The sequence below is a fragment of the Wolbachia endosymbiont (group A) of Alloplasta piceator genome, from assembly GCF_964028505.1.
Lineage (GTDB): Bacteria > Pseudomonadota > Alphaproteobacteria > Rickettsiales > Anaplasmataceae > Wolbachia > Wolbachia pipientis.
Genome location: NZ_OZ034793.1, coordinates 155,044 through 181,500, shown reverse-complemented (window position 1 = coordinate 181,500; position 26,457 = coordinate 155,044). Strand labels below are relative to the sequence as shown.

The 26,457-nt window shown below is 35.0% G+C and carries 23 protein-coding genes, 1 tRNA gene and 5 pseudogenes; 15 read left to right on the top strand and 14 right to left on the bottom strand.

Annotated elements, in window-relative coordinates; genetic code table 11:
- Positions 1–133: 133 nt before the first annotated feature.
- Positions 134–3,274: a bifunctional proline dehydrogenase/L-glutamate gamma-semialdehyde dehydrogenase PutA gene (gene putA, locus ABWU31_RS00965; protein WP_236514422.1), complete on the top strand. Its 3,141-nt coding sequence runs from the start codon at positions 134–136 to the stop codon at positions 3,272–3,274.
- 141 nt (positions 3,275–3,415) lie between these two features.
- Here the strand turns inward: putA and ABWU31_RS00960 are convergent.
- Positions 3,416–3,778, bottom strand: a pseudogene (locus ABWU31_RS00960) (IS4 family transposase); the annotation flags it as partial.
- Positions 3,779–3,891: 113 nt separating this feature from the next.
- On the opposite strand from ABWU31_RS00960, the gene ABWU31_RS00955 reads away from it, so the two are divergent.
- Positions 3,892–4,903 (top strand): IS630 family transposase gene (locus tag ABWU31_RS00955; RefSeq protein ID WP_353271256.1). Its coding sequence is split into 2 segments (ribosomal slippage): positions 3,892–4,353 and positions 4,355–4,903, totalling 1,011 coding nucleotides; the frame shifts between segments, so codons are not numbered across the junction.
- 8 nt (positions 4,904–4,911) lie between these two features.
- Here ABWU31_RS00955 and ABWU31_RS00950 read toward each other — a convergent pair.
- Positions 4,912–5,487, bottom strand: a pseudogene (locus tag ABWU31_RS00950) (DNA-processing protein DprA); the annotation flags it as partial.
- A 61-nt stretch (positions 5,488–5,548) separates the two neighbouring features.
- On the opposite strand from ABWU31_RS00950, the gene ABWU31_RS00945 reads away from it, so the two are divergent.
- The 8 genes and pseudogenes from ABWU31_RS00945 to ABWU31_RS00910 all read left to right on the top strand — a co-directional run.
- Entirely contained in the window at positions 5,549–5,923 is a 375-nt protein-coding gene (locus ABWU31_RS00945; protein WP_077188509.1) for a ferredoxin family protein, read from the top strand.
- Positions 5,924–6,111: 188 nt separating this feature from the next.
- Positions 6,112–7,155 (top strand): RDD family protein, encoded by a 1,044-nt coding sequence (locus tag ABWU31_RS00940; RefSeq protein ID WP_049973617.1) that lies wholly within the window; start codon positions 6,112–6,114, stop codon positions 7,153–7,155.
- Between the two features lie 60 nt (positions 7,156–7,215).
- Positions 7,216–8,235 (top strand): D-alanine--D-alanine ligase, encoded by a 1,020-nt coding sequence (locus ABWU31_RS00935; protein WP_049973618.1) that lies wholly within the window; start codon positions 7,216–7,218, stop codon positions 8,233–8,235.
- Positions 8,216–8,974, top strand: a complete 759-nt coding sequence (locus tag ABWU31_RS00930; protein WP_006279753.1) for a cell division protein FtsQ/DivIB — start codon at positions 8,216–8,218, stop codon at positions 8,972–8,974. Before ABWU31_RS00935 ends, ABWU31_RS00930 begins: the two co-directional genes overlap by 20 nt.
- Before the next feature lie 712 nt (positions 8,975–9,686).
- On the top strand, positions 9,687–10,793 hold the full coding sequence (locus ABWU31_RS00925; RefSeq protein ID WP_006279754.1) for a D-alanyl-D-alanine carboxypeptidase family protein: 1,107 nt from the start codon (positions 9,687–9,689) through the stop codon (positions 10,791–10,793).
- A gap of 99 nt (positions 10,794–10,892) precedes the next feature.
- Positions 10,893–11,207 carry a DMT family transporter gene (locus ABWU31_RS00920; protein ID WP_006279755.1) on the top strand — a complete coding sequence of 105 codons (315 nt, stop codon included), beginning with the start codon at positions 10,893–10,895 and terminating at the stop codon, positions 11,205–11,207.
- Positions 11,208–11,223: 16 nt separating this feature from the next.
- Positions 11,224–11,568: a DMT family transporter gene (locus ABWU31_RS00915; protein WP_006279756.1), complete on the top strand. Its 345-nt coding sequence runs from the start codon at positions 11,224–11,226 to the stop codon at positions 11,566–11,568.
- Between the two features lie 266 nt (positions 11,569–11,834).
- Positions 11,835–12,467: pseudogene (locus tag ABWU31_RS00910) on the top strand (IS4 family transposase); the annotation flags it as partial.
- A gap of 23 nt (positions 12,468–12,490) precedes the next feature.
- Here ABWU31_RS00910 and ABWU31_RS00905 read toward each other — a convergent pair.
- The 3 genes from ABWU31_RS00905 to ABWU31_RS00895 form a co-directional block, all read right to left on the bottom strand.
- Positions 12,491–13,323, bottom strand: a protein-coding gene (locus ABWU31_RS00905) for an IS5-like element ISWpi1 family transposase (RefSeq protein WP_353271062.1) whose coding sequence is annotated in 2 segments (ribosomal slippage) — positions 12,491–12,954 and positions 12,954–13,323 — 834 coding nt in all. Because the reading frame shifts where the segments join, the coding sequence is not laid out codon by codon here.
- 273 nt (positions 13,324–13,596) lie between these two features.
- Entirely contained in the window at positions 13,597–14,769 is a 1,173-nt protein-coding gene (locus ABWU31_RS00900) for a porin (RefSeq protein ID WP_353271402.1), read from the bottom strand.
- A 62-nt stretch (positions 14,770–14,831) separates the two neighbouring features.
- Positions 14,832–15,647, bottom strand: a complete 816-nt coding sequence (locus ABWU31_RS00895; protein WP_077188505.1) for a PAS domain-containing protein — start codon at positions 15,645–15,647, stop codon at positions 14,832–14,834.
- A gap of 233 nt (positions 15,648–15,880) precedes the next feature.
- Here ABWU31_RS00895 and ABWU31_RS00890 point away from each other — a divergent pair, with 233 nt between their 5' ends.
- Positions 15,881–16,666, top strand: coding sequence for an enoyl-ACP reductase (locus ABWU31_RS00890; RefSeq protein WP_006280349.1), 786 nt, complete (start codon positions 15,881–15,883; stop codon positions 16,664–16,666).
- A 16-nt stretch (positions 16,667–16,682) separates the two neighbouring features.
- Here the strand turns inward: ABWU31_RS00890 and secD are convergent, their stop codons facing one another.
- The 7 genes from secD to rsmA form a co-directional block, all read right to left on the bottom strand.
- On the bottom strand, positions 16,683–18,188 hold the full coding sequence (secD, locus tag ABWU31_RS00885) for a protein translocase subunit SecD (protein WP_006279745.1): 1,506 nt from the start codon (positions 18,186–18,188) through the stop codon (positions 16,683–16,685).
- Between the two features lie 247 nt (positions 18,189–18,435).
- Positions 18,436–18,606, bottom strand: coding sequence for a DDE-type integrase/transposase/recombinase (locus ABWU31_RS00880; RefSeq protein WP_080717647.1), 171 nt, complete (start codon positions 18,604–18,606; stop codon positions 18,436–18,438).
- Between the two features lie 86 nt (positions 18,607–18,692).
- Positions 18,693–18,845 carry a transposase gene (locus ABWU31_RS00875; RefSeq protein ID WP_007548649.1) on the bottom strand — a complete coding sequence of 51 codons (153 nt, stop codon included), beginning with the start codon at positions 18,843–18,845 and terminating at the stop codon, positions 18,693–18,695.
- Positions 18,846–19,068: 223 nt separating this feature from the next.
- On the bottom strand, positions 19,069–19,203 hold the full coding sequence (locus ABWU31_RS00870) for a hypothetical protein (RefSeq protein WP_007548509.1): 135 nt from the start codon (positions 19,201–19,203) through the stop codon (positions 19,069–19,071).
- The gene (locus ABWU31_RS00865; protein WP_007548354.1) at positions 19,200–19,334 is read right to left on the bottom strand and encodes an IS3 family transposase; all 135 of its coding nucleotides are present in this window, start codon (positions 19,332–19,334) and stop codon (positions 19,200–19,202) included. Before ABWU31_RS00865 ends, ABWU31_RS00870 begins: the two co-directional genes overlap by 4 nt.
- A 63-nt stretch (positions 19,335–19,397) precedes the next feature.
- Complete coding sequence (gene guaB / locus ABWU31_RS00860; protein ID WP_006279746.1) at positions 19,398–20,891, bottom strand: IMP dehydrogenase; 1,494 nt, start codon at positions 20,889–20,891, stop codon at positions 19,398–19,400.
- Positions 20,892–21,449: 558 nt separating this feature from the next.
- Positions 21,450–22,262: a 16S rRNA (adenine(1518)-N(6)/adenine(1519)-N(6))-dimethyltransferase RsmA gene (gene rsmA / locus ABWU31_RS00855; RefSeq protein WP_338482700.1), complete on the bottom strand. Its 813-nt coding sequence runs from the start codon at positions 22,260–22,262 to the stop codon at positions 21,450–21,452.
- 80 nt (positions 22,263–22,342) lie between these two features.
- Between rsmA and ABWU31_RS00850 the strand changes: the two genes are divergently transcribed.
- Both ABWU31_RS00850 and ABWU31_RS00845 read left to right on the top strand, forming a co-directional pair.
- A tRNA-Thr gene (locus ABWU31_RS00850) sits at positions 22,343–22,415 on the top strand.
- A gap of 24 nt (positions 22,416–22,439) precedes the next feature.
- A complete protein-coding gene (locus ABWU31_RS00845) occupies positions 22,440–23,156 on the top strand; it encodes a triosephosphate isomerase (RefSeq protein ID WP_006279748.1) in 717 nt (238 codons plus the stop codon).
- 74 nt (positions 23,157–23,230) lie between these two features.
- On the opposite strand, the pseudogene ABWU31_RS00840 reads toward ABWU31_RS00845, so the two are convergent.
- Positions 23,231–23,716 (bottom strand): annotated as a pseudogene (locus tag ABWU31_RS00840) (DNA-processing protein DprA); the annotation flags it as partial.
- 83 nt (positions 23,717–23,799) lie between these two features.
- Here ABWU31_RS00840 and ABWU31_RS00835 point away from each other — a divergent pair.
- Together ABWU31_RS00835 and ABWU31_RS00830 are read left to right on the top strand one after the other, a co-directional pair.
- A protein-coding gene (locus ABWU31_RS00835) for an IS630 family transposase (RefSeq protein ID WP_353271077.1) occupies positions 23,800–24,811 on the top strand; the annotation gives its coding sequence in 2 pieces (ribosomal slippage) (positions 23,800–24,261 and positions 24,263–24,811; 1,011 coding nt in all).
- Positions 24,812–24,912: 101 nt separating this feature from the next.
- Positions 24,913–25,499: pseudogene (locus ABWU31_RS00830) on the top strand (IS5 family transposase); the annotation flags it as partial.
- Here the strand turns inward: ABWU31_RS00830 and ABWU31_RS00825 are convergent.
- Positions 25,467–26,441 (bottom strand): IS481 family transposase, encoded by a 975-nt coding sequence (locus ABWU31_RS00825; protein ID WP_353271255.1) that lies wholly within the window; start codon positions 26,439–26,441, stop codon positions 25,467–25,469. The pseudogene ABWU31_RS00830 and the gene ABWU31_RS00825 overlap by 33 nt on opposite strands.
- Positions 26,442–26,457: the final 16 nt, after the last annotated feature.

Below are 26,457 nucleotides of genomic sequence, written 5' to 3'. Positions count from 1 at the left end.
TTAGTGAAGTTATTGCATGGACTTCTTTTAGCCAGCCCTGATCCCTTTGTAAATAGCAATTTGCTCTGCGCAAAGTTATGATATAATTTCACCATACATATGGTGTCGGAGTATTTTTTGGAGATAATTATATATGATAAGCTCTATACAAGAACCTAATGAACTCAGAAAACGTTTACAAGGATTTTATCGTACTGATGAAAAGAGTTATATACGTTATCTTGTAGAAAAAGCAGAGCTTTCGGCTGATTCAAAAAATAGAATTTATAATATAGCAAAACAAGTTATTGAAAAAATCAAACACAATAAATTAAGTATTGTAGATTCCTTTATGCAGCAATACTCGCTTTCCAATGATGAAGGAATAGCGCTTATGTGTCTTGCTGAGTCACTACTTAGAATACCAGATGATTATACAATAGACGAGCTAATCAAAGATAAAATTGCCAATCAGGAATGGAATAAATATTTAGGGCACTCTTCTTCGTTGTTTGTTAATGCTTCCACATGGAGCTTGATGATAGGTAGCAGTATATTGAGAGATAATGAAGGCGATTCGAAGTTCTATTACGCAATTTCTAAGTTACTTAAGAATTTAGGAGAACCGATCATTCGCAAAGCAGTAAAACAAGCAATGTCTATGCTTGGTAATCATTTTGTTGTTGGAGAAACCATAGAAGAAGCTTTAAGGTACGCAAAACTAGATGACAATAGTAAGTTTTTATACTCTTTTGATATGCTTGGCGAAGCTGCTCACACAACTGAGGATGCAGAAGAGTATTTTAATTCATACATGCACTCAATAAAAGCTATAGGTGAATCCACTGAAATAAATGATTGTTTTAAATCCCATGGAATTTCAATCAAACTTTCTGCTTTACACCCACGTTATGAATTTAGTCAATTTGGCCGAATTGCTGGTGAGATATTCACTAAGGTTTTAGAGCTCTGCCGCGAGGCAAAAAAATACAACATTTCACTATGCATAGACGCAGAAGAAACAGAAAGGCTTGAAATTTCCTTAATCTTGTTTGAACAATTACGGCTTGATGAATCACTTTCTGAGTGGGAAGGGCTCGGCTTGGCTGTACAAGCATATCAAAAACGTGCTTTATCTGTTCTTGACTTTGTAGAGGATGTTGCTATTCGATCAAATCATAAAATTATGGTGAGGCTTGTAAAAGGTGCATATTGGGATTCAGAAATCAAGTGTACGCAAGAATTGGGATTAAATGATTACTCAGTATTTACAAGAAAAAGCTATACTGACGTATCTTACCTCGTGTGCGCACAGAAACTTTTGAGTAAACCAAACAGCTTTTACCCATGCTTTGGAACTCATAACGTCTATACTTTTGCCTCTATCATGGAACTTGCTGATAAAAACCACCCTGGATTTGAATTTCAACGCTTACATGGAATGGCAAAAGACTTATATGATTATGCAATGTCAGAGCTTGCAACAAATGTTAGCTGTCGTGTCTACGCACCCGTTGGGGAACATAGTGACTTGTTGCCTTATCTTATAAGACGCCTTCTTGAAAATGGAGCTAATAGTTCGTTTGTTAATCAAATAAGTGATCCTAACGTTAAAATCGATGAGTTAATTTCAGATCCACTGGAAAAAGCTATAAATTTTAATTATGAACCTCATCCAGGCATTCCATTACCACAAGATATTTTGGGACCAGAAAGAAAAAATTCCTTGGGGATGGATATTAGTGATTCTGTGATAGTCTCACAATTTGCAGATGATATAAAGGGTTTTAGTGAAAAAAAGTGGCAAGTTGGACCAATAATTGATGGAAAAGCACTATTTGATAATGCTGAATTTATCGAAGTAGTGAATCCTGCACATTTGGAAAATGTAATTGGAGAAGTGTCAAGTGCAACAAGCGATCAAGCTTTAAACGCTCTTGAAATAGCACATAGTGCTTTTGCTAAGTGGCAGAATGTTTCAGCAGAAGAGCGCGCTAAATGCCTTGAAAAAGCTGCAGATTTGCTTGAGGAAAGGATGAAAGAGTTAATTTACATTCTGATTGTGGAAGCAGGAAAAATTTTATCCGATGCAATAGCAGAAGTAAGAGAGGCAATCGACTTTCTGCGTTATTATGCAATGATAGCAAAAAATGAACTGAGCGACTGGAAAAAATTGCCGGGCCCAACAGGTGAAGATAACTTCATCTTTTTTGAAGGCAGAGGAGTTTTCTTATGCATATCACCGTGGAATTTTCCGCTCGCTATCTTCATTGGGCAGGTCTCAGCTGCACTTGCAGCAGGTAATGCAGTGCTGGCAAAACCGGCAGAGCAAACGCCGATTATTGCCTACGAAGCTGTTAAGATACTACATGAAGCTGGGATACCAAAGAATGTGTTACACCTCATTCCTGGGGATGGTGGATATTTAGGCAAAATATTAGTTCCAGACAATAGAATTGCCGGAGTAGCTTTTACTGGCTCAACACAAACTGCTCAAATAATCAATAAAATGCTTGCAAATAGGGATGGTCCTATTGTGCCACTTATTGCTGAAACAGGAGGGCTCAATGCTATGATAGTTGATAGCTCTGCTCTTTTAGAGCAAGTGGCTATGGATGCTTTGCTTTCTGCGTTTCGTAGCAGTGGTCAACGCTGTTCTGCGCTTAGAGTGCTGTTTATTCAAGAGGACATAGCAGAGAAGCAGATAAAAATGATATGCGGTGCAGCGCAAGAACTCAAGATTGGTGACCCAATACAACTTAGTACTGATATTGGTCCAATAATTGATAAAGCATCTATCGATATGCTCACTCAACATACGCAAAAAATGTCAGAGGATGAAGATTCAAATCTGTTATTTAAAGTACCCATGGATACGAATTCTCATAATGGTTATTTCTTTCCTCCATATATTTATGAGATACAAAAAATTTCGCAATTAAAGCAAGAGGTATTTGGTCCTATTTTACATATCATACGTTTTAACAAGTCACAATTAAATGAAGTTATAAGTGATATAAATAGTACTGGATATGGGCTTACGTTTTCTTTGCAGAGTCGTATACAAAGTCAAATTGACACTATAAGTAAAAAAATATCAGTTGGAAATGTCTACATCAACCGTAACCAGATAGGTGCAGCAGTTGGGATACAACCATTTGGTGGTAGAGGACTATCTGGCACTGGGCCAAAAGCTGGTGGTCCTCATTATTTACAGCGTTTTTCTACAGAAAAAGTTGTAAGTGTTAACACTACAGCATTTGGTGGTAACACTACACTTATGTGTTTGGATTAATTTGCAGGCCCTAATTTTTCTTACCCCTAAACTAGACGTTCGTGCAGTTATGTACACAGCGCTAAAATCCGAAAAGGACCAGCTCATGCACTGAAATAAATCGTATCCGTTCAGCCAATGGCGTCAACTTAAGAACTTTCATTAGCAAACTCTCCTAAAGACATGATGGCGTTTAGGCTTATCTACTTTATTGCGGCTGTCCCGGTCGGATTTTAACTTTAGCGCGTATACTTAAAAAGGGCTTGAAAGTTTTTTGGCGCAATAAGTACCTGATAGAGTTTCTGTCTCATTACACTAAATAAAACTGAAAAATTTAAACGATACTCAGTAATTTGATCTGGGTTCCAAGGCCCTTGTGCATCACATATATGAAGCGATAATATATTGCACATGACCAAGTTTGCCCAAAATTCTTGTAATACAGCCTCTCCAGAAAAATTCTCTAACTCTGCTCCTACTTTGAGTCGTTTCCTCTATGTGCCACCTTAACACATAAGCTTTGCTCCAAAGTCTCGGTCAAAAACTCTGTTTCTCATACCAATTCCCATTACAGGGCAAACAGATGGACAATGATGGAAGAAAAGCCATACTGAAGTAAGTAAAATAGCGAGGTTTAAATGGCATTAAGATCAAAATTATTGGATGAAAAAGTAGTAGAATCAGCAAAAGAAATGCTGAAGAAAGTAATGAATAATGCATATGTTTCAAAAAAACTAAATGCTGTAATTGCAGCAAAAAAGTACAGTATAACGGCTGTAGCAAAAATATATTGCATTTCAAGAAGCGCACTAACTTCGTGGGTAAAACTCTTGAAAATTGGCAGAGAAGAAAAACTGTTTGCTCCTTCACAACGTCGTAGAAAAACTAAATTAAATCAGGCTCAACTACAGCAAATTGAAGAGTGGATAGAAGAAAATCCTAATATCACCATTAAAGAAATGAGAATAAGAATCCAGGAAAAGTTCGGATTAAATATCAGCAAATCTACAGTACACCGCCATATGCAAAAGATGAAATTCTCATATATTACACCAAGACCAGTTCATAATGGAAAAGATAAAAGCAAACAAGAGGAATTCAAAAAAAAATCTCAATGGAGCTATTAGCAAGTATCCAGAAAAAGAGCTATTTTTCTTTGATGAATCACGGTTTGGCACACATTCAAAAGTTGGACATGGGTGGTTTAAAAAGGGGATTAGAACACAGGTTAAAACAAAATTAGGTAGGCAAAATTTCTATCTCTATAGTGCAGTTAATCCTAGAAATGGAGAGAGTTCTAGCTTATTTGCACCAAATGTCAACACTGATTGCATGAACATATTTCTTGAGCAAATTTCGCAATATCTAGAAACACGAGAGGCTTTTCTCGTTATGGACTGTGCTAGTTGGCATAGGTCAAAAAATTTAAAGGTACCTAAAAATATCGACATTATATACCTACCTCCATACTCACCTGAGCTAAATCCTGTTGAGAGGCTTTGGTTATATATAAAACAGAACATTTTGCGCAATAAAATATACGATACAATTGCTCTACTTGAGGGTGCTTTGTGCAAATTTATTACTTCTCTTGCCAGCTCCACAATTAAACAACTCTGCAATGTTTCCTATTTGACTGGACAACAATGAGAGTTGGTATCAGTAACTACTAATCCACCATTCTCGGTGATTTTTTTGTATAGATCAAAATTTTCTTTTGGGTACACCACATCAATTCCGCTTGCTGTAACAGCAATAGTGGGATGATTTTTGTATATTACACTGTTTGCTGCAGTATCGATTCCTTTTGCAAGTCCAGAAACGATAACAAAACCAGCTTCGCTTAAATCAAGTGCCAACTTATTGGCAAAATTTCTTCCATTCATTGAAGAGTTACGCCCACCGATTATTGCAATTATCTCACGGCTTAATAATGATATATCACCAAGCGCAGTTATTACAGGAGGACAACTAGAGATATTTCTTAAAAGATCAGGGTAATCTGGGTCACATGCGGGTATAATTTTAGCTCCAATTCTTTCTGCATTATTGATTTCTTCTCGTGCATCTTGAATGCCATACACCTTATTATTAGCCACCCTATTGAGATATTTTAGCACCTCATCTAGCGATCCATGTGTTCTTAGTATACTAAAAAACTTTGTTGGTCCTATAGTTCTAGCCAAGCTTAACCATACTTCTAATTCTTTGTTGTTCAATTTATTTATCTTCATAAAAGGCTTGAATTTCTTATCAATTTAGTGTACCCAAGATAATGCAAATATACAGTGTTTTATGACGCATTTTGTTACAGATAAATGCATAAAATGTAAATATACGGACTGTGTGGAAGTATGTCCCGTTGACTGCTTCTATGAAGGTAAAAACATGCTCGTGATTAACCCAGATGAATGTATTGATTGCGGAGTGTGCATACCTGAGTGTCCAGTAGATGCAATTGTAACTGATGATTCCATAAAAGATATTTTAGAACTAGATGAAGAGTTACTGAACAGTGAACAAAAAATCTTCAAATCATTTTACAACATAAACGTAGAATACTCACAAAAATGGCCAAATATCACAGCTAAGAAGCAACCTCTCTATACTGCAGAAGAGTATAAGGAAAAAAAGGATAAAACAGCTTATTTTGACGAAAATTTAGAATAATGCTACTGAAGGAAAAAGAAAATTTCTCTTGTATCTCACAATTATTGTTTTGCATTGCTGAAAGTGGCTGTATTGTTTATGTCCTTGATAGCATAACTAGTTTACTTGAGAATACAAATAGTAATACAGCAATTTTACTGCTATTTAACTGTTAATAGGTACATTAGACGGATCATATGGGGTATAAAATGGATATTAAAGTAAAATATGCGGGAATAACTAAGCGTGCTGCAGCTTATATAGTTGACCAAATTATATTCCTAGTCTGTTATTCATTATTTTATTTATTAATTTTATTCATATTATCAGGAGAGCCCCTTGCCGATGTTTTTAATTATGTCTTTCCTGATATTGACACTAATAGTGACCTTATATCAGAGCGATATGAAATATTAGAAGACTTAGATATATTATTGAAAGATTTAGTATATATAGCATTGGAAGTATTAATGATAACAAGACTTGGTTGGACTCCAGGAAAGTTGCTACTTGGTATATACATAAAAGATGCAAACACACTTAAAAACGCTGCTTTAATGCAAGTAGTGATGAGAAGCACTCTCAAGGCACTTTTGTGGGTACCCACCTACATTTCTGAGTGGTTTTTTATTTTACCAATATTGGTTCTAATGTTTGCAATATTTGATAAGCGCAAGCAGCTTTTCTACGACAAAATTACAAAAACAGTAGTAATGGATTATAGGTCTGAAGCATGCTACCCAAAATTAAACTATGTATATGTGGGAATAACTAGGCGTGTGTTAGCGCATATTATTGACAGTCTTATTATTAAGGGAATTCCTTTATTCTGTTTGATTCTTGTAAGAGTGGTTTTTCACATTGCTAGACCTAAATTATTAATTATACGTATTTGCTTATCTTTTTTGCTATCGATAGTATTCGGAGTATTCATGATAAGAAGATTTGGTGGTACTCCAGGACAATTGTTATGCGGTATTAATATCAAAGATGCAAATACACTTGAAAATGTTACTCTAGTGCAAGCAATAGTTAGGCATATTTCATTTGAAGTTATTTGCTTCCCCATATTCATCACGAGAAGGAAATTTTTTGATAAGTATACCTCTGAATGGTGGTTTGATCCTTTATTAGGCTTAATCTTTATGACCACAATACTAATTTTCATATGTGCAATATTTGACCAACGCAAGCAGTTTCTTCATGATAAAATTGCAAAGACAGTGGCAGTAGATTATAAACCTCCAAGCTAACTTTCCCTTCTGTTTACAAGGTTCATATATGTAGTTATAATTAATAAGGTTCTTCTAAGAGTGCCCATGGTTCCAACTATAGCAATTTTAAGTGGTGGATTTTCTTGTGAGAGAGAAATATCACTTATGAGTGGAAGAGCAGTAAAGAAGGCACTTGATAGCCTTTCATATAATGCAATAGAAATAGATGTTGACAGCAACATTGCTGAAAAGCTTAAAAAAATTAATCCGGGCCTTGCTTTTATCGCTCTGCATGGACCTTATGGTGAAGATGGCTGCATTCAAGGTTTATTGGAAATCTTAGGTATAAAATATACACACTCAGGAGTTATGGCTTCTGCTGTTGCTATGAACAAGGCAATGTCAAAGCATATATTTTGGTCCCTTAGTATTGATACTCCAAAAGGTTATGTAATTAGCCGAGAAGATCTACTAAAAAATAATATTAAAATTGATTATCCGTACGTCTTAAAACCAATTAATGAAGGCTCTAGCATCGGAGTACATATTGTTTCCTCACATGAGGATTATTTAAAACTGAAATTTGATGTCATTCCAGCGCGTGACCAGGAAAAAAAAACAGTATCTGGCTACTTGGATGACAAGGAAGGAGCTACTTCTATGACAAAAGATTTGATGATCGTAGAAGAATACATACCGGGCATAGAGTTACATACTGCTGTATTGCTGGATGAAGCAATTGGCACTATGGAAATACGACCAAAAAATAAATTCTATGATTATGAAGCAAAGTATACAGATGGATTTGCAGAACATATATTTCCTGCTGAAATTCCTGACAATATATATAAAATGACCTTGGAACACGCACTGAAAGTTCATCAATTTTTAGGATGCAAAACTATTTCCCGCTCAGACTTTCGTTATAATCCCAAGAATAACACTTTAAAAATGCTTGAGATTAATACACATCCTGGCTTTACTGAGTTATCGTTAGTGCCAGAAATTGCAAAATTGGCAAAAGGAATCAATTTTAATGAATTAGTTAAAATTATTATTGAAGATAGTTTGCAGCACAAAAATATTAGGGATTTAAGTCATGTTGAGCAGTATTACTAGAAGCCAAAGGAGTTTTTTGCGTAAGTGTGCCTTGGTTATTATCACAGCACTTTTTCTTACGCTAATACTTTACAGCTCACTTGATAAAATAATAAATCGATTTAATTACTACTTTACTTGGTATAATGACTGCCTATCTAGTTTATTACTCAGTAGTGGATTTTCAATCGACGAAGTAGTCGTGAGCGGCAATAAATTTACAAACAAAAAGGATATTCTAAGTTTGACAGATAGAACGCAACCTATCCTGTATATATCACTTTCAAAACTTGCCGGTAACATACAATCCGTAAGCAGGTGGATAAAACACGTAAGAGTTCACAGAATTTTGCCCAATACTCTACGCATTAATATAGATGAGCATAAACCGTTTGCTCTCTGGAAAGATAATAACAAAACCTCGGTAATTGATTTCGAAGGCAAAGTGATCGTAGATAACTATCCAGTAGATGATCTTGTTGTAATTACAGGACAAAACTCGTTATCAAACCTAGAATTTGTTAGAGATGTGTTAGAGAGTAAAACTCAATTAAGTGACCACATTTCTTCTTTTGCTTATATAGGGAATAGAAGATGGAATATCATACTTGATAACGATTCCACAGTAAAACTGCCTGAAGATAACCCTTATAGTGCATGGGAATATTTAAACCACTTGCAAAATACAACTGATTTTACTTTCAGCGATTGGAGTATTATTGATATGCGTATTACTGATAAAATCTTTGTGAAGAGGTGATCTGCTGTCATCCAAGCAGCGGGATACTTAACCGTCATACCGCGATTCATTCGCGGTATTGAGCCGTTAACAAGCAGCGGAATGACAGCAATCCTACGTCATACCGCGATTCATTCACGGTATCTCTTGGCATAGATCCCGCTAACACGTAGCGGGATGACGGTTGTCGTTTAGCTATAAATATTTAAGAAATTTACCAAACGAAAAAAAGGCAAAAGAAGCCCCGTGGTTGGCTAATTACTTACATTATACTTTCAAGTATGGCGTTTTTTTATTCTAAACGCTTAATAACCGCGATTTAGCTGCTTTTTAATGCAACTAACCTTTAGTCATAAATGTTTAAGAAATTTACTAAACAGAAAAAAAGGCAAAAGAAACCCTAGGGTAGCTAGTTATTCACTATCCATTTTTTAAGTTGGCGTTTTTTTATGTTTTAAATGCTTTATAAGCGCATTTTAGCTTATATTAGGTAAAAACCTAGAAGTTTTATAAAGACATAAGGTGCACATAGTGCAAAAAATTAAACATGGGACGCCAGACACGTGAGTTTTTTTGTCATTTAATCTGTACAGAGAAGATAAATAAATAGCTTCAGTTTCATGATAAGGGGGCTGGCGAGGTTTGTCAAGGAATTTTTATGCAAGAGATCTATTGAAATGCCCCTGTAAAATTATACTATTAATTAGTGCACTGTAAATTTAAAATTATAGATATGTTAAGCAGATTGGTAATTTTGCTATTAGTTTTTATACTTCCTTTTTCTTCATACTCATACCAGTTTAGAACCAAAGCAAAGCAAGCAGTAGTCTTAGATTTAGCTTCAGACTCATTCATTTTTGACCATAATTCTGATGAAAAAATGGCCCCATCTTCAATGAGCAAGCTAATGACTTTATATATAGCCTTCGATTATCTAAAAGCTGGAATAATACACATGGAGGATAAATTTCGAGTAAGTAGAAAAGCGTGGGAAAGGAGAGGCTCTTCTATGTTTTTGAAAGAAGGTCAATCCGTTACGGTGAGGGAATTACTTGAAGGAATTACAATAGTCTCAGGCAATGATGCCTGCATAACACTAGCCGAGGGCATTGCAGGATCAGAAGAGAATTTTGTGGCTGAAATGAATGAAGTTGCACAAAATTTGAATCTGAATGACAGTCATTTTGTCAACTCAAGCGGGTGGCCAGATGAAGATCATTTTATGAACGCAAAAGACTTGGTAATGCTGGCAAAAAGGATTTTCACCGATTTTCCTGAATATTATGATTTATTTTCTGAACAATATTTGACATATAATGAAATTGTACAAAAGAATAAAAATCTTCTACTTTTTCACGACATTGGGGTTGACGGTTTAAAAACCGGTTATACAAATGCTGGTGGTTACGGCATTGTAGCATCTGCAAAACGAAATGATAGGAGAATTTTTGCTGTCGTAAATGGCTTAAACACTGAGAAAGAGCGAATAGAAGAAGCAAAAAGACTGATACAATACTCCTTAAATCATTTTAACACCAAGAAAATATTCGCTAAGGATAGCGTAGTTGAGGAAGTAAATGTTCTCTATGGAAAAGATAAAAAAGTGCCTATTACAGTTGCAAACGATGTTACCATAACTTACAACCGCAAATTGCATGACCAAATTAAGGTGCGTATTGAATATAAAGATATGATACCTGCACCCATTAAAAAAGGTCAAGAAGTGGGCGAAGTTTTTGTAGAAATACCAGGTATTGAGCAACAAACTACACCACTTTATGCAGCAAATGACGTGCAGGAATTGAATTTCGTAGAAAAGTTTTTTAGGATGTTGTTTTAAGTTTGATATTAAAGCAATTTCGAAAGAGAGATCTATTGCACTTTAGTGTAGTTTTAACTAACAATTTCTGTTACAATACAAGATTGAAGTGTTACGAAAATGTGCTGGTTATATTTGTTGCTGTCTAGTATCCTAGAGATACTGTGGGCTGTAACACTAAAGTTTAGTAACAGTTTTACTAAAGTTGTGCCTTCGATTGCAACATTGGTAATTATGATCATTAGCATTTATTTTTTATCTCTTGCAGCATGCTTTCTACCTATTAGAGTATGCTATGCAGTTTCCTCTGGAATATGCACAATTGGAATAACTATAATTGGTGCAACCACTTTCACAGAGAATATTAATTTATATCAAGTTTTATGTATCGTTTTAATTGTAATAGGAACCATAGGGCTAAAGCTCTCTATTTAAACCTAAAAATTTATGCATGAATTGGATATATTTACTCTTATCGTCACTAATTGAAGTGTTCTGGGTCATAACACTTAAGCATAGTTATGGATTTACTCATCTCGTACCATCAATAATTAGCATACTCTCCATGGCTCTTAGTACATATTTACTTTCGCTCGCTACACGTTCTATACCTATCGGAGTATGCTATGCAATTTGGACTGGAGTGGGCGCTATAGGAGCTTCGATACTTGGAGTTTACCTATTTGATGAACCAGTTAATTTATTCGAAGTAATATGCTTTATTTTAGTTACATTCGGGATTATAGGATTAAAATTGTTTGATACTGCAAAACAAACTGTTGATAAAATGGAATAAAAGATCCCACTGGGATGAAAGAAGCAGATACTCCATATTGTCATGCAAATTGGAATCCAGACTTTTTTCTATATAGCATGGTGAAGACGGGAAACCGTAACCGTTCACACAATGGCGTCAACTTAAGGAAAAATGTCAGAGATTGTGTATAAAATTTCTCTCTAAATTTTTTATCATTAAATTATCCAAAGAGTGCAAGGGACAGCACTTTTGTTTCTATTTTATTGCAACAAAAAAGTTTAAAATGTGTCTTTTTTAGGTGAGGCATGCAAAAAGGAAAAGATCTTATCTTACAAATTAAAAATGCAATATACTCGAAAACTTTTCAGAAAATCCATTGTGTTGAGTTTTACACGAACAAGAAAACTTCCTTTTTCGACAGTATTTTCTATGATTTTAAAGTTAGTTAAAAAAAGTTTGGGAATAGAATGTGAACTTATGGAGCCATTGACATGTACCCTCAAAGCAAGCTTTTTCTAAAGCAAGGTATAAGATTTGCCATACAGGCTTTCAAGAATTTAAGCATCCAAACAGCCTATCAGGATGAACCTGAGTTGGAGAGGCTATAGACTTATTGCAGCAGATGGTTCTGGTATGAGATTACCCAGCTCTGGGGAAATTGTATCCGAGTTTGAACCAAATGGAACAACAGGCACCATTGGCAATTTGTTTGTTGATTTGTGTACTTCGCTGATTTGTAGTGCTCGTCTTGCAGCTTGGAATATAGGTGAACAAACGTTGGCGGCAGAGCAATTACCCGAAGTTATCACTCAAATGCGTTTATTAAATCAAGAGAAATTATTATTTATCTATGATCGTCTTCAGTAAAATTCATTCAGCAGCATTATGATTTGGAAGTAGATTTTATTTTTCGCTTGCAAAAAAGAAATTATAGTAAGAGGTTGTCCGGAAACTAGTAAATTCAAGCATATTCCCTCTTTAACATAACCCTACTCATAGCTAGGTATATGAAATTCTCAGTGGATGTTGTGAGTAAATCATACTCCTTCGATAGCCTTCTATTCCTATTAACCCAAGCAAAAGTCCTTTCTACAACCCATCTTCTTGGCTGTACTTTAAACCCTTGTTCTCTTGTTGGTAGTAGCTCAGGTGGCGTATCTTTGTGCACCCAAAATCTACATGGAGGCCTTGTAACAATTTCAATATCTATGTCATATTCTTCCTTTATGTGATTCTTTGAATTTCTTCCTTGGTATCCCATGTCAGCCCACATTTTTTTAACTTTAGTATATTTTGTTCTCATATTGTTTAATGCTATTTTAATACCATCTCTATCATTTTCGTTAGCAGCGCCTACGTAACAACCTAGTATAAAACCCTGAGTGTCTGTAATTATATGCCTTTTTCTACCCTTTACTTTTTTACTTCCATCATAGCCTTTGATCCCCCCTTTTCTGTAGTCTTTACAGATTGACTATCTACTATACAGGCACTCGGCTGCTCATTCCTTCCTATTTTTCTTCTACTATATTTTGTAATTTCATAATTCATTTTCTCAAAAATTCCCTGCTTCTTCCATTGCCTGAACTGCTCATACACAGTCTTCCATAGCGGAAAATCATTTGGTAAATACCGCCATTGACACCCTGTACGCAATACATAGAAAATTGCTTCTAATATTTCTCTTTTGCTATACTTTGGCGGCCTTCCTCCTTTCTTGTATGATACTCTGAAGTGTTTTTCTATTCTTGCCCATTCCCTTTCGCTTAGATCTGTTGGATACTTTTTTCTCATCTTTACCCCGTACTAAAATTTCAGATATTATAGCCTTTTACTTGTTTCCGGACAACCTCTTAACAGCTTCCAATTTGAATTCTGCCGTATATTCTCTTACCATTTCTAATCCTCCAAAATTCTATTTTACCCAAAAAAACTCTTTTCTTTCTCTCCACTTTTTCTGGGTAAGGTCAGTTTACTGGCCTCTCCATGAGTGAGATTGAAAAATTAAGTGGAAATCTGTGAACGGTTACCTTGGATGACAGAAAAGAGTGTTGGAAGGAGGCAATATTAAAAACTTAATTTCAGTCCAGCCAAGAACACATAACCAGAGTTGTTATTTTCTATTTTAGGCTCTTTTGTACTAAACTTTACAATATCGAAATAGTATGAAGTACCTAAAAAAAGAGAATTTTCAAGACTTAAAGCATATGATGTTAACTCGTTTGTACCTTCGCCTGCAATATCCCTACCACTACTAAAATATGTTAAGCTCGATTTGTAAGAATCAGAACGGTAAGCGATACCTGCATTCATATAATACGTATTATTTGTTTCAGGATTACGCTTCTCACCAGATTTACCACCATTACCATACGAAAAAATGTAATCAAGATCGAACAATTTTAGCTTCAAACCAAAATTCCAGTGTAGTAATTGATTGCGGCATTCATAATTTTTAGAAGTCCCATCTGAGCAATCAGTTAAATTTTCTCTTGCAAATTCACCAGTTAAGGCAGTAGTAAAACCTATATCATCTGACAAGCTGTTTTTATAGGAAAGGCCAGCAGCAATTAAATTGCTGTACTGTAAGTTATTTTTTCCTGGAACATAACTGAATCCGAGTTGAAAGTTATAGATTTCAGGGGAGATGTAGTTAATTGATGATTGTTTTAACCCTAGTTCGAGTTCATTATAATCGCTATAAATATTGGGCTTGACCCAGAACACCTTGTCTCGATCATATCCAGGGTCACCATCTTTTTTATGATCACCGCGCAAATTTGCATAGTTTGTCCAATGACCATTTACTCCTCCAGCAGCTGCATAAATTTTTGAAGTGTTAATTAACATGCTCTGACCAACTAAACTTCTTTTACCATATTCAATTGATCCAAGTTCCTGGTTTTTTATGATAAAATACCATTCCTCCATGTCTAACTTTTCTATGTCTAACGCTTTTAGGTTTGCAATACCAGAAACCCCTGCCTTAACATTAACCCCCATTTGAGTATTTGGATAAACTTGCTGTAAATAAAGAAAGCGCAAGTATGAATAACTTGAAGTTTTATCCTTAGGCTTAGCATTGAAAGAATCTCTGTTGAAGGCGTAGCCGAATCTCAAATCTATTTTTCCGTCTAGTTCTGCATAAAATATTTCCTTATCCAAAATTGTTTTAGAGCTAGCACTATTCTGCAAAAACAATGATGAAAGCAGTGCTACCAGGTAGTATTTTAACTTCATAAATAAACTTAAATCTTTATAAAAATTTAAGTTTAAACTCAATATAAATAAAAAACAACTTTTCAGAAGGCACCGCTGGTAGATTTTGCTGCCTGTTTTTGAGCTATATTCCCATAAATTATTGATACACTTGGTAATTTTTGCATTAATAACTGCTTATTAATGGCAGAATGTATACGATTAATTATTTTAGATGTACTTTTTACATCGCAGTTAATCAAAACAAAAAGCACTTTATTCTCATCAATATACCCTAGAAAATCATCACTACGGCAATTTTTATAAAAATGTTCTATGACAACTTTCAGTGCATCATTTGTCTCGCTACAGCTACTATTTAAGCCAATTATTCCTATAGCTGCATTAATTTGATGTTGAAAGGCGAAATTCAATATAACGTATAACTCTAGAATAGTGGACTCATTGCCCGGTATATCGAATAAGTCATGGTTTTTATATTTTTTACCCATTAGATATTCATCTCTAAAGATTCCTAATTTATGGGACAAACTGATATCACGTATTAACAGCTCATAATTTATTTTATTACTGGCAAATTGTGCAGTGCGGAAAACTTTTACTTTTGTCCTGATATCTTCTCCTTTAGCATCAGTTAAGGAAAAATCTATCACTTTAGGTAATATATCAAGTAAATCGTGCCCATTTTCGGTATACTCTAAATAATTCTTCACGTTGTCAGCTGCTCTTGTGCTTAAGATATTAATTAATGGCTTATTAAGCAAATTCTCCTCTTCATATTTTAACAAATCCCTTGCAACTTGATTGAGCCCTAAAATTAACACGTTTTTTTTCTTATTATCCTGACAAACAGATACCACAGCATCATCTTTTCTTCTTGCAGTTATGAAATCATCCATACTTTCATTCTATACAGCGTATTTATAAGTATAATAAGATTATATTAAGATTTACTTACTTATTGATATGCTTAATTAGGTATAGACAAAATGTCATACGGGATGGCTTTGTTGTAGAAGAATCAAGATTACTGTTTATAGACTTCAAGTTACTGCAAAAAATATTTTAAAACATAGTGATATCTTGACTTTACCTAGTTAATATTCCAAATTATAAAAAAACAGATAGTTCTATGACGACAAGTCTATTACAAGGCAAAAAGGGATTAATAACCGGAATAATAAATAAGAGATCAATAGCATACGGTATAGCAAAAACTCTCTCAGAGCACGGAGCAGAACTTGCAATCACCTACCAGAATGAAATAATAAAAGAAAAACTATCACCAATAGCAGATGAACTAAATGTGGAGCTAATATTACACTGCGACGTTTCAAATGAAAAAATCATAGATAACGCTTTCGAAATAATAGAGAAAAAATGGGGTACTCTTGACTTTTTGGTGCATGCAATAGCATTCTCCGATAAAAATGAGTTAGATGGTAAATATGTCAATACTTCACTGGATAACTTCCTCAATGCAATGCATATATCGTGCTATTCTTTTACTGCTTTAGCGCAAAGGGCTGAAAAAATGATGTCAAATGGTGGTAGTTTACTTACTTTATCTTATTATGGCGCTGAAAAAGTTATGCCAAATTATAACGTTATGGGTTTATGTAAAGCGGCACTTGAAGCAAGTGTAAAATATATAGCATGTGATCTCGGGCCACAAAATATCAGAGTAAATGCAATTTCCGCTGGTCCAATCAGAACTTTAGCATCTTCTGGAATAAGCGATTTTCACTCCATATCAGAATGGAATAGAAATAACTCTCCGCTCAGACGCAATGTTACAATAGAGGATGTTGGCAAGGCAGCGTTATACTTATTAAGCGACTTAAGTAGTGGCACTACTGGAGAAATTTTGCACGTTGATTCAGGATATAACGTTGTGGGAATGAAGGTGGTTGACTGAGATCTAAATCCTTAATTCAAAGCGCTAGTTCCTTCGGGTTCATACACAACTCTATCAGGAGTTTTGTGACTGTGATTGCAGAAAACATCGAACATAAAATTCCTATTGATAGAGTGACAGAAAAGCCTCTTATTGCTCCACTGCCAATAATGAACATTATTCCTGCAGCAATTAATGTAGTGATATTTGAATCCAGTATTGTCTTTATAGCGTTTTTAAACCCTTCTTCAATAGCACGTTCCACTCTCTTGCCAGATTTGATTTCCTCACGAATTCGCTCAAATATTAAAACATTTGCATCCACCGCCATACCGACAGTGAGTGCAATACCGGCAATTCCAGGTAAAGTTAGAGTTGCTTCAAGCAGAGTGAGAATTGATAATATAAGAACTACATTAGAAAAAAGTGCAACAGAGGCCAATACACCTAATTTGCCGTAAGTGATGATTATAAATAAAGCCACGGCTATAATAGAGATTGTTGCTGCCATTTCCCCTGCCTTTATTGACTCTTCTCCAAGACTTGGGCCAATGTTTTTTTCTTCAATTATTTTAAGTGGTGCTGGCAGTGCTCCAGATTTTAAAAGTATTGCAAGTTCGCTTGCTTGTTTTTCAGTGAAATTACCGCTAATTTCTCCCTCTCCATTTAAAATTGGCTCACGTATTGTAGGTACTGTTAAGACTGTGTTATCCAGAACAATTGCAAAAGGTTTTCCCACATTTTCTTTAGTGATTTTTGCGAATCTTTTACTCGCTATGCTGTCAAATTTAAAATGCACTGTTGGTTTACCTAAGTGACCAAATCTAACTGATGCGTTAACCAGCGAATCACCACCTATTTCAGTTTTGCGGAATATTGGATAAGAATTACCTAAAGAATCCTTGAGCATGACAGTGGTTTCATGGTCTATATCCTGCACCTTGGCTATGTTAGTGTTTGCCAAATGAAAAGCTAGCTTAGCAGTTTTGCCAAGCAGAGATTTTATCTGCTTGGTATCTTCTACTCCAGGCACCTGCACTAATATTTTATTCTGCCCTTGTTTTTGAACGCTGACTTCCTTTGTGCCAAGTTTGTCCAAACGGCGCTGGACATTGTTTATTGATTCTGCAGCTACTTCACTGATCAAAGAATTTTTATAATGGGGTTTATACGAAATGAGAATTGAAGAATCTTTTCTATTTAGCTCTAAATTTGGATTTATCGCATTAATCAACACAGATGCTTTTTTATAATCATCAATATTATTTAAAGTTATAACGCTATTTTGTACGTTAGATTCAATATCTTTTGTTAGCAATGTCTCTTTTATTTCGTTAGCTAGCATGCTTAGCTTTTCCTTAAAATAGAAGTCTAAGTCTATGTTTAAAAGCAAAGATGCCCCTCCTTTCAGGTCAAGGCCTAAGTTTATTCTTTTTTTCGAAATAAAAAGCTTATTATCAAAGAAATTTGGCAGTGTTATGTATAAAGCAAATAAACAGATGCATAATACTGAAAAAGATTTGACTATAAGTCTGTTGTACATAAGTTGTAGGTTTAAAATTGTAATAATTGATTGTAAGTTAAAAATAGATTTTTGTAAAATTCTCTATTTGACCTTACCCAGAAAAAGTAGAGAGAAAGTTAAGACGTTTTTATCATGAGAATAAATTGTGCAGGAATGCAATAGTTAATAGTAGAATGTCTACGTTATTTGTTATAAAAGATTTCTATGTATTCAAATATGGCAGTTCTGGTTTGTTGAGCGAGAAGTATCAATAAGCAGCTCCCTTTTAAGTGAACTTTTCTGCAACAGAGTTATCGTAACAACAGCCCTTATGGCTCATGCTGGAAATGATGTTTTTTGTATTCAATAGAAATTGGTAATTTTGAGAGGTATACTGTGACCCTTGATCGCTATGTAACAGCAGATTTTTATCGGGTTTGCGTTTATCAACGGCCATCAATAAAGAATCTATAACTAATTATCATGTTACTCATTAACCACCATGCGTGAATATAGGTCAATTATTGCCGCCAACAACCTTCTTTAGTTTTTATGTAGGTAATCCCAAACTTTATTTGGCTGATCAGTAGTAAAATTTTGATCCAATGTGTTAGGAGCCACAACTCGGTTGCTTATTTGCTGTTTTTTATTTTTGAACCTTCGTCTAAGCTTGGTTTTAATGCCATTTTCTTGCATAACACTTTGTACTGTTTTAATTTTTGCCTGAAGCTTTTAATTCAGCGTGAATTTTAGGGGCTCCATATCTGCATTTAGAATGCTTGATGTATTTTTTGAATATCTGCTAGAAGCCCTTCTTTTGCTAATTCTTTACTGCTTTTTTCCTTAGCAACCCATACCACCAGTACAAAACCCTACATAGTTCCTGTGTTTTATAGCAATTTCTATATAAAAGAATACTTTACTCTTTTTCTTTGCCCAGGGCTTTTTTTAAGATGTCTCTTTCTCTTATTAGCTCTTTTTTTAGATCAAATCTTTCTTTGTCATAAGGAGCCTTTGCCTGGAAATGCGTATGCTCCAGACATTTTTCCATCATATTTTCTTACTTAACATACTGCCATCTATACCTAGATCTTTTGCTATTTTTGTACTTGCTTGACCTGTTTCTTTAACCAGCTTAACAGCTTCTAATTTGAATTCTGCTGTATATTCTCTTCTATTTGTCATATTTTGAAAAAACGTTTTATTTTACTCCAAAAACGTCTTAACTTTCTCTCTACTTTTTCTGGACTACTCCGAATCGGTTGACAAATTGGACGCTTGATAAGCATAATTTGGAGCTTCTTGTGTAATGACTATATCATGAGCGTGACTCTCTCTTAATCCTGATGCAGTAATAGTAACAAATTTACAATTTTTTTTCATCTCTTCTATATTCCTATTACCAGTATACCCCATTGCAGCTTGCAATCCGCCAATCAATTGATGGATTACTCCTGAAGCTGGACCTTTGAATGGAACTCTTCCTTCCACTCCTTGTGGAACTAATTTGAGTTTTGAATCTTTATCTTGAAAATAACGGCTAGCTGAACCTCGTTTCATTGCACTAATAGATCCCATTCCTCGATAGCCTTTATATGCTCTGCCCTTATACATAATAATCTCACCTGGGCTTTCGTCAGTGCCAGCAAAAATCGAACCAATCATCACAGAGTCAGCACCAGCTGCAATAGCTTTTGCAACATCTCCTGAGTATTTTACCCCACCATCAGCAATTAGTCTGACGTTTCTTGCTCTACACGCCTCTGCAACATTCTTGATTGCAGAGAATTGTGGCACACCAACACCTGTAACTATTCTGGTTGTACAGATTGATCCTGGTCCTATTCCGACCTTCACTGCATCAACACCCGCATCAATCAACGCTTCAGCAGCCTCCTTTGTTGCAATGTTTCCGCCAATTAATTGCGTATTAGGATACATCTTTTTTATTTCCCTAATGGTATTGATAACGTTTTCGGAATGACCGTGAGCAGTATCCACAACAACTACATCAACTTCTTCTCCGATCAAAGCTTCACATCTGTCTATACCATCTTTTTTACCAGTGCCAATTGCAGCGGCAACTCTGAGACGCCCTTTACTGTCTTTACATGAATTTGGGTATCTATTGTATTTTTCAATGTCTTTAACCGTAATTAAACCTATACAACAAGAATTTTCATCTACGACCAAAAGCTTTTCTATTCTATTTTCATGCAACAATTTCATTGCTGAGGCACTATTCACTCCCTGCTCCCGCACTGTCACTAACTTATCTTTTGTCATCACTTCGGAAACTTTTACATTCATGTTCTGGTCTTCAATAAATCTCACATCTCGGTTAGTTAAAATTCCAACTAACTTGCGTTGATCGACTACAGGAATGCCAGAATAATTGTGCTCTCTCATTAATGAAATTGCTTCCGCAACTGTTTTATCCGGTGAAATCGTAATTGGGTTATACACGATCCAACTTTCATATTTTTTCACCCTTCTTACTTCTAAAACTTGTTCATCTATTGATAAATTCTTATGTATGCAACCTATCCCTCCATGTTGGGCAATAGCTATTGCAAAGCCCGATTCAGTAACAGTATCCATTGCAGAGGATATGAGAGGGATATTTAGTTCTATACTATTTGTTAAATAAGTTTTTGTATCTGCATCGCAAGGCAATATATTAGAATAGGCTGGCAAAAGAAGTATATCGTCAAACGAATAACAAGCTTCCATTTTTTTCATAGGCTTTATTTAAAGCTTATACGCCAATTAATTAAATTGCAATAGGCAAAATTAGCTAGGAGCCTTTAATTGTATAGCTCTAACTGTTTTTAGGAGATAGAAAAGCTATATGGTTGCTAATACATTTTATTGCAGAATAAGCATTCTATAGCTAACCCAAGAAAGGTTTCCCTACGTCATACCACGATTCATTCGCGGTATCTCTAGATCCCGCTAACAAGCAGCGGGATGACGGTTCTTCAAATCGTTAAGGTGTCATCCAAGCCTCCTATGATGTCATTCCAGTGTCCCTATGATGTCATCCCAGTGCCCAGACACTGGGATCCAGGAATTTTATTAAGTATAAAAGTAGCCGTTTTATGTTAAAATACAACGTTTTAATGATTATGAAAAAGCTGGATTCCAGACTGGAATGACATCGTTTACTATGTGCCATATTGCAATGTTCGTACAGTAAGCCATAGGATGACAGAAGCGGAGCTATAGAAGCCGGTGTGGCTCTGTCGTATAGCTCTCACTGTTTTTAGGGGATAGAAGAGATACCAGAATATATAGCTGCTAATATATTTTATTGCACAATAAGCATTCTACATTATTTGCCAGCAAACAGAACTGCTCAATAGTTAAGTTTTCTGGACGTTCATTTCCACTCAATTTAGCGTTTTCAAGGACAGTTTCAGCGTGGTTCGTTATATTTTGCAAGCTATTTCTCAGCATCTTTCTTCTTTGAGAAAAAACAGCACGTGTTAATCTTGTTAAGGTTTCCAAATTTACTGCAAATTTTGGGATAGGCAAAGGATTTACTGTAATTACTGAAGAATGTATTTTTGGTCTTGGAAAAAACTCTTTAGGTTCAATATCAAATTCCTTTTTTATCTCACATAGTAACTGGCTTAGCACTGATAAGGAACCATAATCTTTAGAATTGGGTCTTGCCGTAATGCGATCTGCTACCTCTTTTTGAAACATTAATGTCAAGTTCGTAAAAAATTTTATATTATTTAACCACTTTAAAAATAACACTACCGAGATATTGTAAGGCAAGTTAGCAATAACTTTAACTGGACGTTCTATCAGCTCTTCTTCTATAACGTGCAGTGCATCTGCTTCTATAATTTTATACTTTCCTTGATGCTCATTTAGCAGTTGATCATGGTGTTTTACTAAATCTCTATCTTTTTCTATAGAAAGTAGAGACTTTGGATTATGCACCAATATTTCTCTTGTTAATGCACCATATCCAGGACCAATTTCAATGACATTAAAATTTTCCAGACTACCAGCTAAAGCGACTATTTTTTTTGTTATCTCACTCGATAAAATAAAATTTTGTCCTAGACTCTTTTTTGGCTTCAGTAAAAATTTTCTCATATTATTTTCATTATACAGTATTTTATAAAAATTAGTTGACGAAAATTCATTGATAATTGTATATTATTAATGTGTTTAACGCCGGCTTAGCTCAATTGGTAGAGCAACTGACTTGTAATCAGTAGGTTGTCAGTTCAAGTCCGACAGCCGGCACTCTCGCCCATATAAGTAAAGTTGATGTCCTTTTTAATAGTAGCAAATTGGAAAATGAATGGAATGCGTTCTTCATTTGTTGACTTTATAGGCAAACTTAACAACAAGAGCAACGAAATTACCTCTAAGCTAGTGATTTGCCCTCCTTTTACGTCATTTCCAAGCAGTATAGAGTTGAACAATAATATTAATATAGGAGCACAGAATTGCCATCATAAAAAGTTCGGTTCTTACACAGGTGAAATTAGTGCAGAAATGTTAAAAGAACTAGGGTGTACTTACGTAATACTTGGGCATTCTGAAAGGGCTAATGAAAAAGATAGTGAAATAAAACTTAAGTCGGAAATAGCAATAGAATCAGGCTTACACCCAATTATCTGTGTGGGTGAAAATTCAGAAGATTATAAGAAAGAAGTAATAGAATATCAATGCAAAAACCGCTTGCCAATACACGGTGAATATACCGTAGCATATGAGCCAATATGGGCAATAGGCACAGGTCATGTGCCAAATAATGATGCAATTGCTGAGGTGATAGAGGTAATAAAATTGTGTACTAGTAAAAAACACATTATATATGGTGGTTCAGTCAGTTCAGAAAATATAGAAAATTTGTTAAATATTTCAAATTTATCAGGAGTTTTAATTGGCAGTGCAAGCTTAGATTTCGATCACTTTTATAAAATTATACAACAAGTTGAAAAAAAGTTTTCTCTTATCAATTCTAAAATCAGCAACTAAGAATCCTATAACAAATGGCATCATTCCAGTGTCAAGCATATGTCTGTACGAGCATCTAGTATAGCTAAAGTAATCTAGAAAATTAACGATATTTTATTCCCCGGTGAACGCTCTATTTTGTTTTCCAACTCTAGTTCCAAAAGAGCCATTAGAGCTATGTTGGTAGAAAGTCCGCTTGCTAATATAAGTTCATCTATATCAACAGGTACAGAGTTAATATGATCAACTATAACAGATTTTGCCTGTTGTAATTTTTCTTGTTTTTGGTTAACAAAATGGTGCTCAACATCAAATAGGTTTTTTTGCTGCGGAGGTAAACTAAACCTAATACTCTCTATTATGTCATCAGCGGATTCGATAAGCTTAGCACCGTTTTTAATTAAATAATTACTACCACTACAGCGTGAATCTAAAGGGAAACCAGAAACTGCAAACACCTCTCTCCCTTGATTTAAAGCAAAATCTGCTGTTATTAGAGAGCCAGAACGTTTCGATGCTTCAATCACTGCAACACCCAGCGATAGACCAGATATAATTCGATTCCTTTGAGGAAAATACTGATACCAATTCCCATTACAGGGCAAACAGATGGACAATGATGGAAGAAAAGCCATACTGAAGTAAGTAAAATAGCGAGGTTTAAATGGCATTAAGATCAAAATTATTGGATGAAAAAGTAGTAGAATCAGCAAAAGAAATGCTGAAGAAAGTAAGGAATAATGCATATGTTTCAAAAAAACTAAATGCTGTAATTGCAGCAAAAAAGTACAGTATAACGGCTGTAGCAAAAATATATTGCATTTCAAGAAGCGCACTAACTTCGTGGGTAAAACTCTTGAAAATTGGCAGAGAAGAAAAACTGTTTGCTCCTTCACAACGTCGTAGAAAAACTAAATTAAATCAGGCTCAACTACAGCAAATTGAAGAGTGGATAGAAGAAAATCCTAATATCACCATTAAAGAAATGAGAATAAGAATCCAGGAAAAGTTCGGATTAAATATCAGCAAATCTACAGTACACCGCCATATGCAAAAGATGAAATTCTCATATATTACACCAAGACCAGTTCATAATGGACAAGATAAAAGCAAACAAGAGGAATTCAAAAAAAAATCTCAATGGAGCTATTAGCAAGTATCCAGAAAAAGAGCTATTTTTCTTTGATGAATCACGGTTTGGCACACATTCAAAAGTTGGACATGGGTGGTTTAAAAAGGGGATTAGAACACAGGTTAAAACAAAATTAGGTAGGCAAAATTTCTATCTCTATAGTGCAGTTAATCCTAGAAATGGAGAGAGTTCTAGCTTATTTGCACCAAATGTCAACACTGATTGCATGAACATATTTCTTGAGCAAATTTCGCAATATCTAGAAACACGAGAGGCTTTTCTCGTTATGGACTGTGCTAGTTGGCATAGGTCAAAAAATTTAAAGGTACCTAAAAATATCGACATTATATACCTACCTCCATACTCACCTGAGCTAAATCCTGTTGAGAGGCTTTGGTTATGTATAAAACAGAACATTTTGCGCAATAAAATATACGATACAATTGCTCTACTTGAGGGTGCTTTGTGCAAATTTATTACTTCTCTTGCCAGCTCCACAATTAAACAACTCTGCAATGTTTCCTATTTGACTGGACAACAATGAGAATTGGTATGAGGCTTTGGTTTAGTAGCAAATGGAAGCTCAGAGGTTGTCCGGAAACAAGTAAAAGGCTATAATATCTGAAATTTTAGTACGGGGTAAAGATGAGAAAAAAGTATCCAACAGATCTAAGCGAAAGGGAATGGGCAAGAATAGAAAAACACTTCAGAGTATCATACAAGAAAGGAGGAAGGCCGCCAAAGTATAGCAAAAGAGAAATATTAGAAGCAATTTTCTATGTATTGCGTACAGGGTGTCAATGGCGGTATTTACCAAATGATTTTCCGCTATGGAAGACTGTGTATGAGCAGTTCAGGCAATGGAAGAAGCAGGGAATTTTTGAGAAAATGAATTATGAAATTACAAAATATAGTAGAAGAAAAATAGGAAGGAATGAGCAGCCGAGTGCCTGTATAGTAGATAGTCAATCTGTAAAGACTACAGAAAAGGGGGGATCAAAGGCTATGATGGAAGTAAAAAAGTAAAGGGTAGAAAAAGGCATATAATTACAGACACTCAGGGTTTTATACTAGGTTGTTACGTAGGCGCTGCTAACGAAAATGATAGAGATGGTATTAAAATAGCATTAAACAATATGAGAACAAAATATACTAAAGTTAAAAAAATGTGGGCTGACATGGGATACCAAGGAAGAAATTCAAAGAATCACATAAAGGAAGAATATCATGTATGGTCCCAGAGTGTGATGGTGTGGATTTAGTATAAATAATTCTGGAGACTGTGTCCACTGATAACATATAAATTCATAAGGAGTAAGACCCTTAAGAGTTTTGAGTCTCTTTGCATAATTATAAGCCATAACAAAGTTATAAAGGTGTTCTTTAAGTTGCTGGTGCGATTGATAGTAATACTTCTTAACTGTAGCATCCTTTAAAGTTTTATTCATACGCTCGACTTGCCCATTCGTCCAAGGATGGCTAACTTTTGTCAAACGATGTTCAATAACATTCTCTTCGCAAACTCTATCAAATATATGTTGGAAAGCATACTTATGACGCTTCTGGTTTGTAAATTGTATACCGTTATCTGTCAAAATAGTATGGATTTTATACGGTAAAATTCTAATCAAATTACGTAAGAACTCAGCAGCTATGGGTTTTGTAGCACTGTTACACAACTCAACATAGGTAAATTTGGATGTCCTATCAATAGCAACAAACAAATGTAATTTGCCCTCCTCAGTTCTAACTTCAGCAATATCAATATGAAAGTAACCGATAGGATATTGTTTGAATTTCTTTTTTGACTTAACTTCTCCATCAACAGTTGGTAATCTGCTAATGTTGTGTCTTTGTAAACAACGATGCAAGCTAGAGCGAGTCAAATGCGGAATTGTAGACTGCAGAGCGTAAAGGCAATCATCTAGTGGCAGTAGTGTATACTTGCGAAATGTAACTATTATAGCTTCCTCTTCTAGCGTTAAAACAGTTGATCTTGGATGCTTTGGACCCATATCAGCATCTTTCGTAAATGAACGTTTTCTCCACTTAATAATAGTTTTTGGATTAAGGTTATAATGCTTGGAGAGTTTTGCTATGCTCTCTTTTCTATTTTGTATTGCTCTACGAATCGTCTGTGTTGTTTTGGCGCACCCATGTAATATCTGTCCCATAATGACTCCTTAAATG

Coding starts and splice junctions, on each gene's coding strand:
- ABWU31_RS00890 (WP_006280349.1), top strand. CDS start 15,881: ATGACGACAAGTCTATTACAAGGCAAAAAGGGATTAATAACCGGAATA.
- ABWU31_RS00920 (WP_006279755.1), top strand. CDS start 10,893: ATGTGCTGGTTATATTTGTTGCTGTCTAGTATCCTAGAGATACTGTGG.
- ABWU31_RS00925 (WP_006279754.1), top strand. CDS start 9,687: ATGTTAAGCAGATTGGTAATTTTGCTATTAGTTTTTATACTTCCTTTT.
- ABWU31_RS00875 (WP_007548649.1), bottom strand. CDS start 18,845: ATGCAAGAAAATGGCATTAAAACCAAGCTTAGACGAAGGTTCAAAAAT.
- guaB (WP_006279746.1), bottom strand. CDS start 20,891: ATGAAAAAAATGGAAGCTTGTTATTCGTTTGACGATATACTTCTTTTG.
- ABWU31_RS00915 (WP_006279756.1), top strand. CDS start 11,224: ATGAATTGGATATATTTACTCTTATCGTCACTAATTGAAGTGTTCTGG.
- ABWU31_RS00870 (WP_007548509.1), bottom strand. CDS start 19,203: ATGATGGAAAAATGTCTGGAGCATACGCATTTCCAGGCAAAGGCTCCT.
- putA (WP_236514422.1), top strand. CDS start 134: ATGATAAGCTCTATACAAGAACCTAATGAACTCAGAAAACGTTTACAA.
- ABWU31_RS00825 (WP_353271255.1), bottom strand. CDS start 26,441: ATGGGACAGATATTACATGGGTGCGCCAAAACAACACAGACGATTCGT.
- ABWU31_RS00940 (WP_049973617.1), top strand. CDS start 6,112: ATGGATATTAAAGTAAAATATGCGGGAATAACTAAGCGTGCTGCAGCT.
- rsmA (WP_338482700.1), bottom strand. CDS start 22,262: ATGAGAAAATTTTTACTGAAGCCAAAAAAGAGTCTAGGACAAAATTTT.
- ABWU31_RS00865 (WP_007548354.1), bottom strand. CDS start 19,334: ATGACAAATAGAAGAGAATATACAGCAGAATTCAAATTAGAAGCTGTT.
- ABWU31_RS00945 (WP_077188509.1), top strand. CDS start 5,549: ATGACGCATTTTGTTACAGATAAATGCATAAAATGTAAATATACGGAC.
- ABWU31_RS00930 (WP_006279753.1), top strand. CDS start 8,216: ATGTTGAGCAGTATTACTAGAAGCCAAAGGAGTTTTTTGCGTAAGTGT.
- ABWU31_RS00900 (WP_353271402.1), bottom strand. CDS start 14,769: ATGAAGTTAAAATACTACCTGGTAGCACTGCTTTCATCATTGTTTTTG.
- ABWU31_RS00845 (WP_006279748.1), top strand. CDS start 22,440: ATGTCCTTTTTAATAGTAGCAAATTGGAAAATGAATGGAATGCGTTCT.
- ABWU31_RS00880 (WP_080717647.1), bottom strand. CDS start 18,606: ATGGCCGTTGATAAACGCAAACCCGATAAAAATCTGCTGTTACATAGC.
- ABWU31_RS00895 (WP_077188505.1), bottom strand. CDS start 15,647: ATGGATGATTTCATAACTGCAAGAAGAAAAGATGATGCTGTGGTATCT.
- secD (WP_006279745.1), bottom strand. CDS start 18,188: ATGTACAACAGACTTATAGTCAAATCTTTTTCAGTATTATGCATCTGT.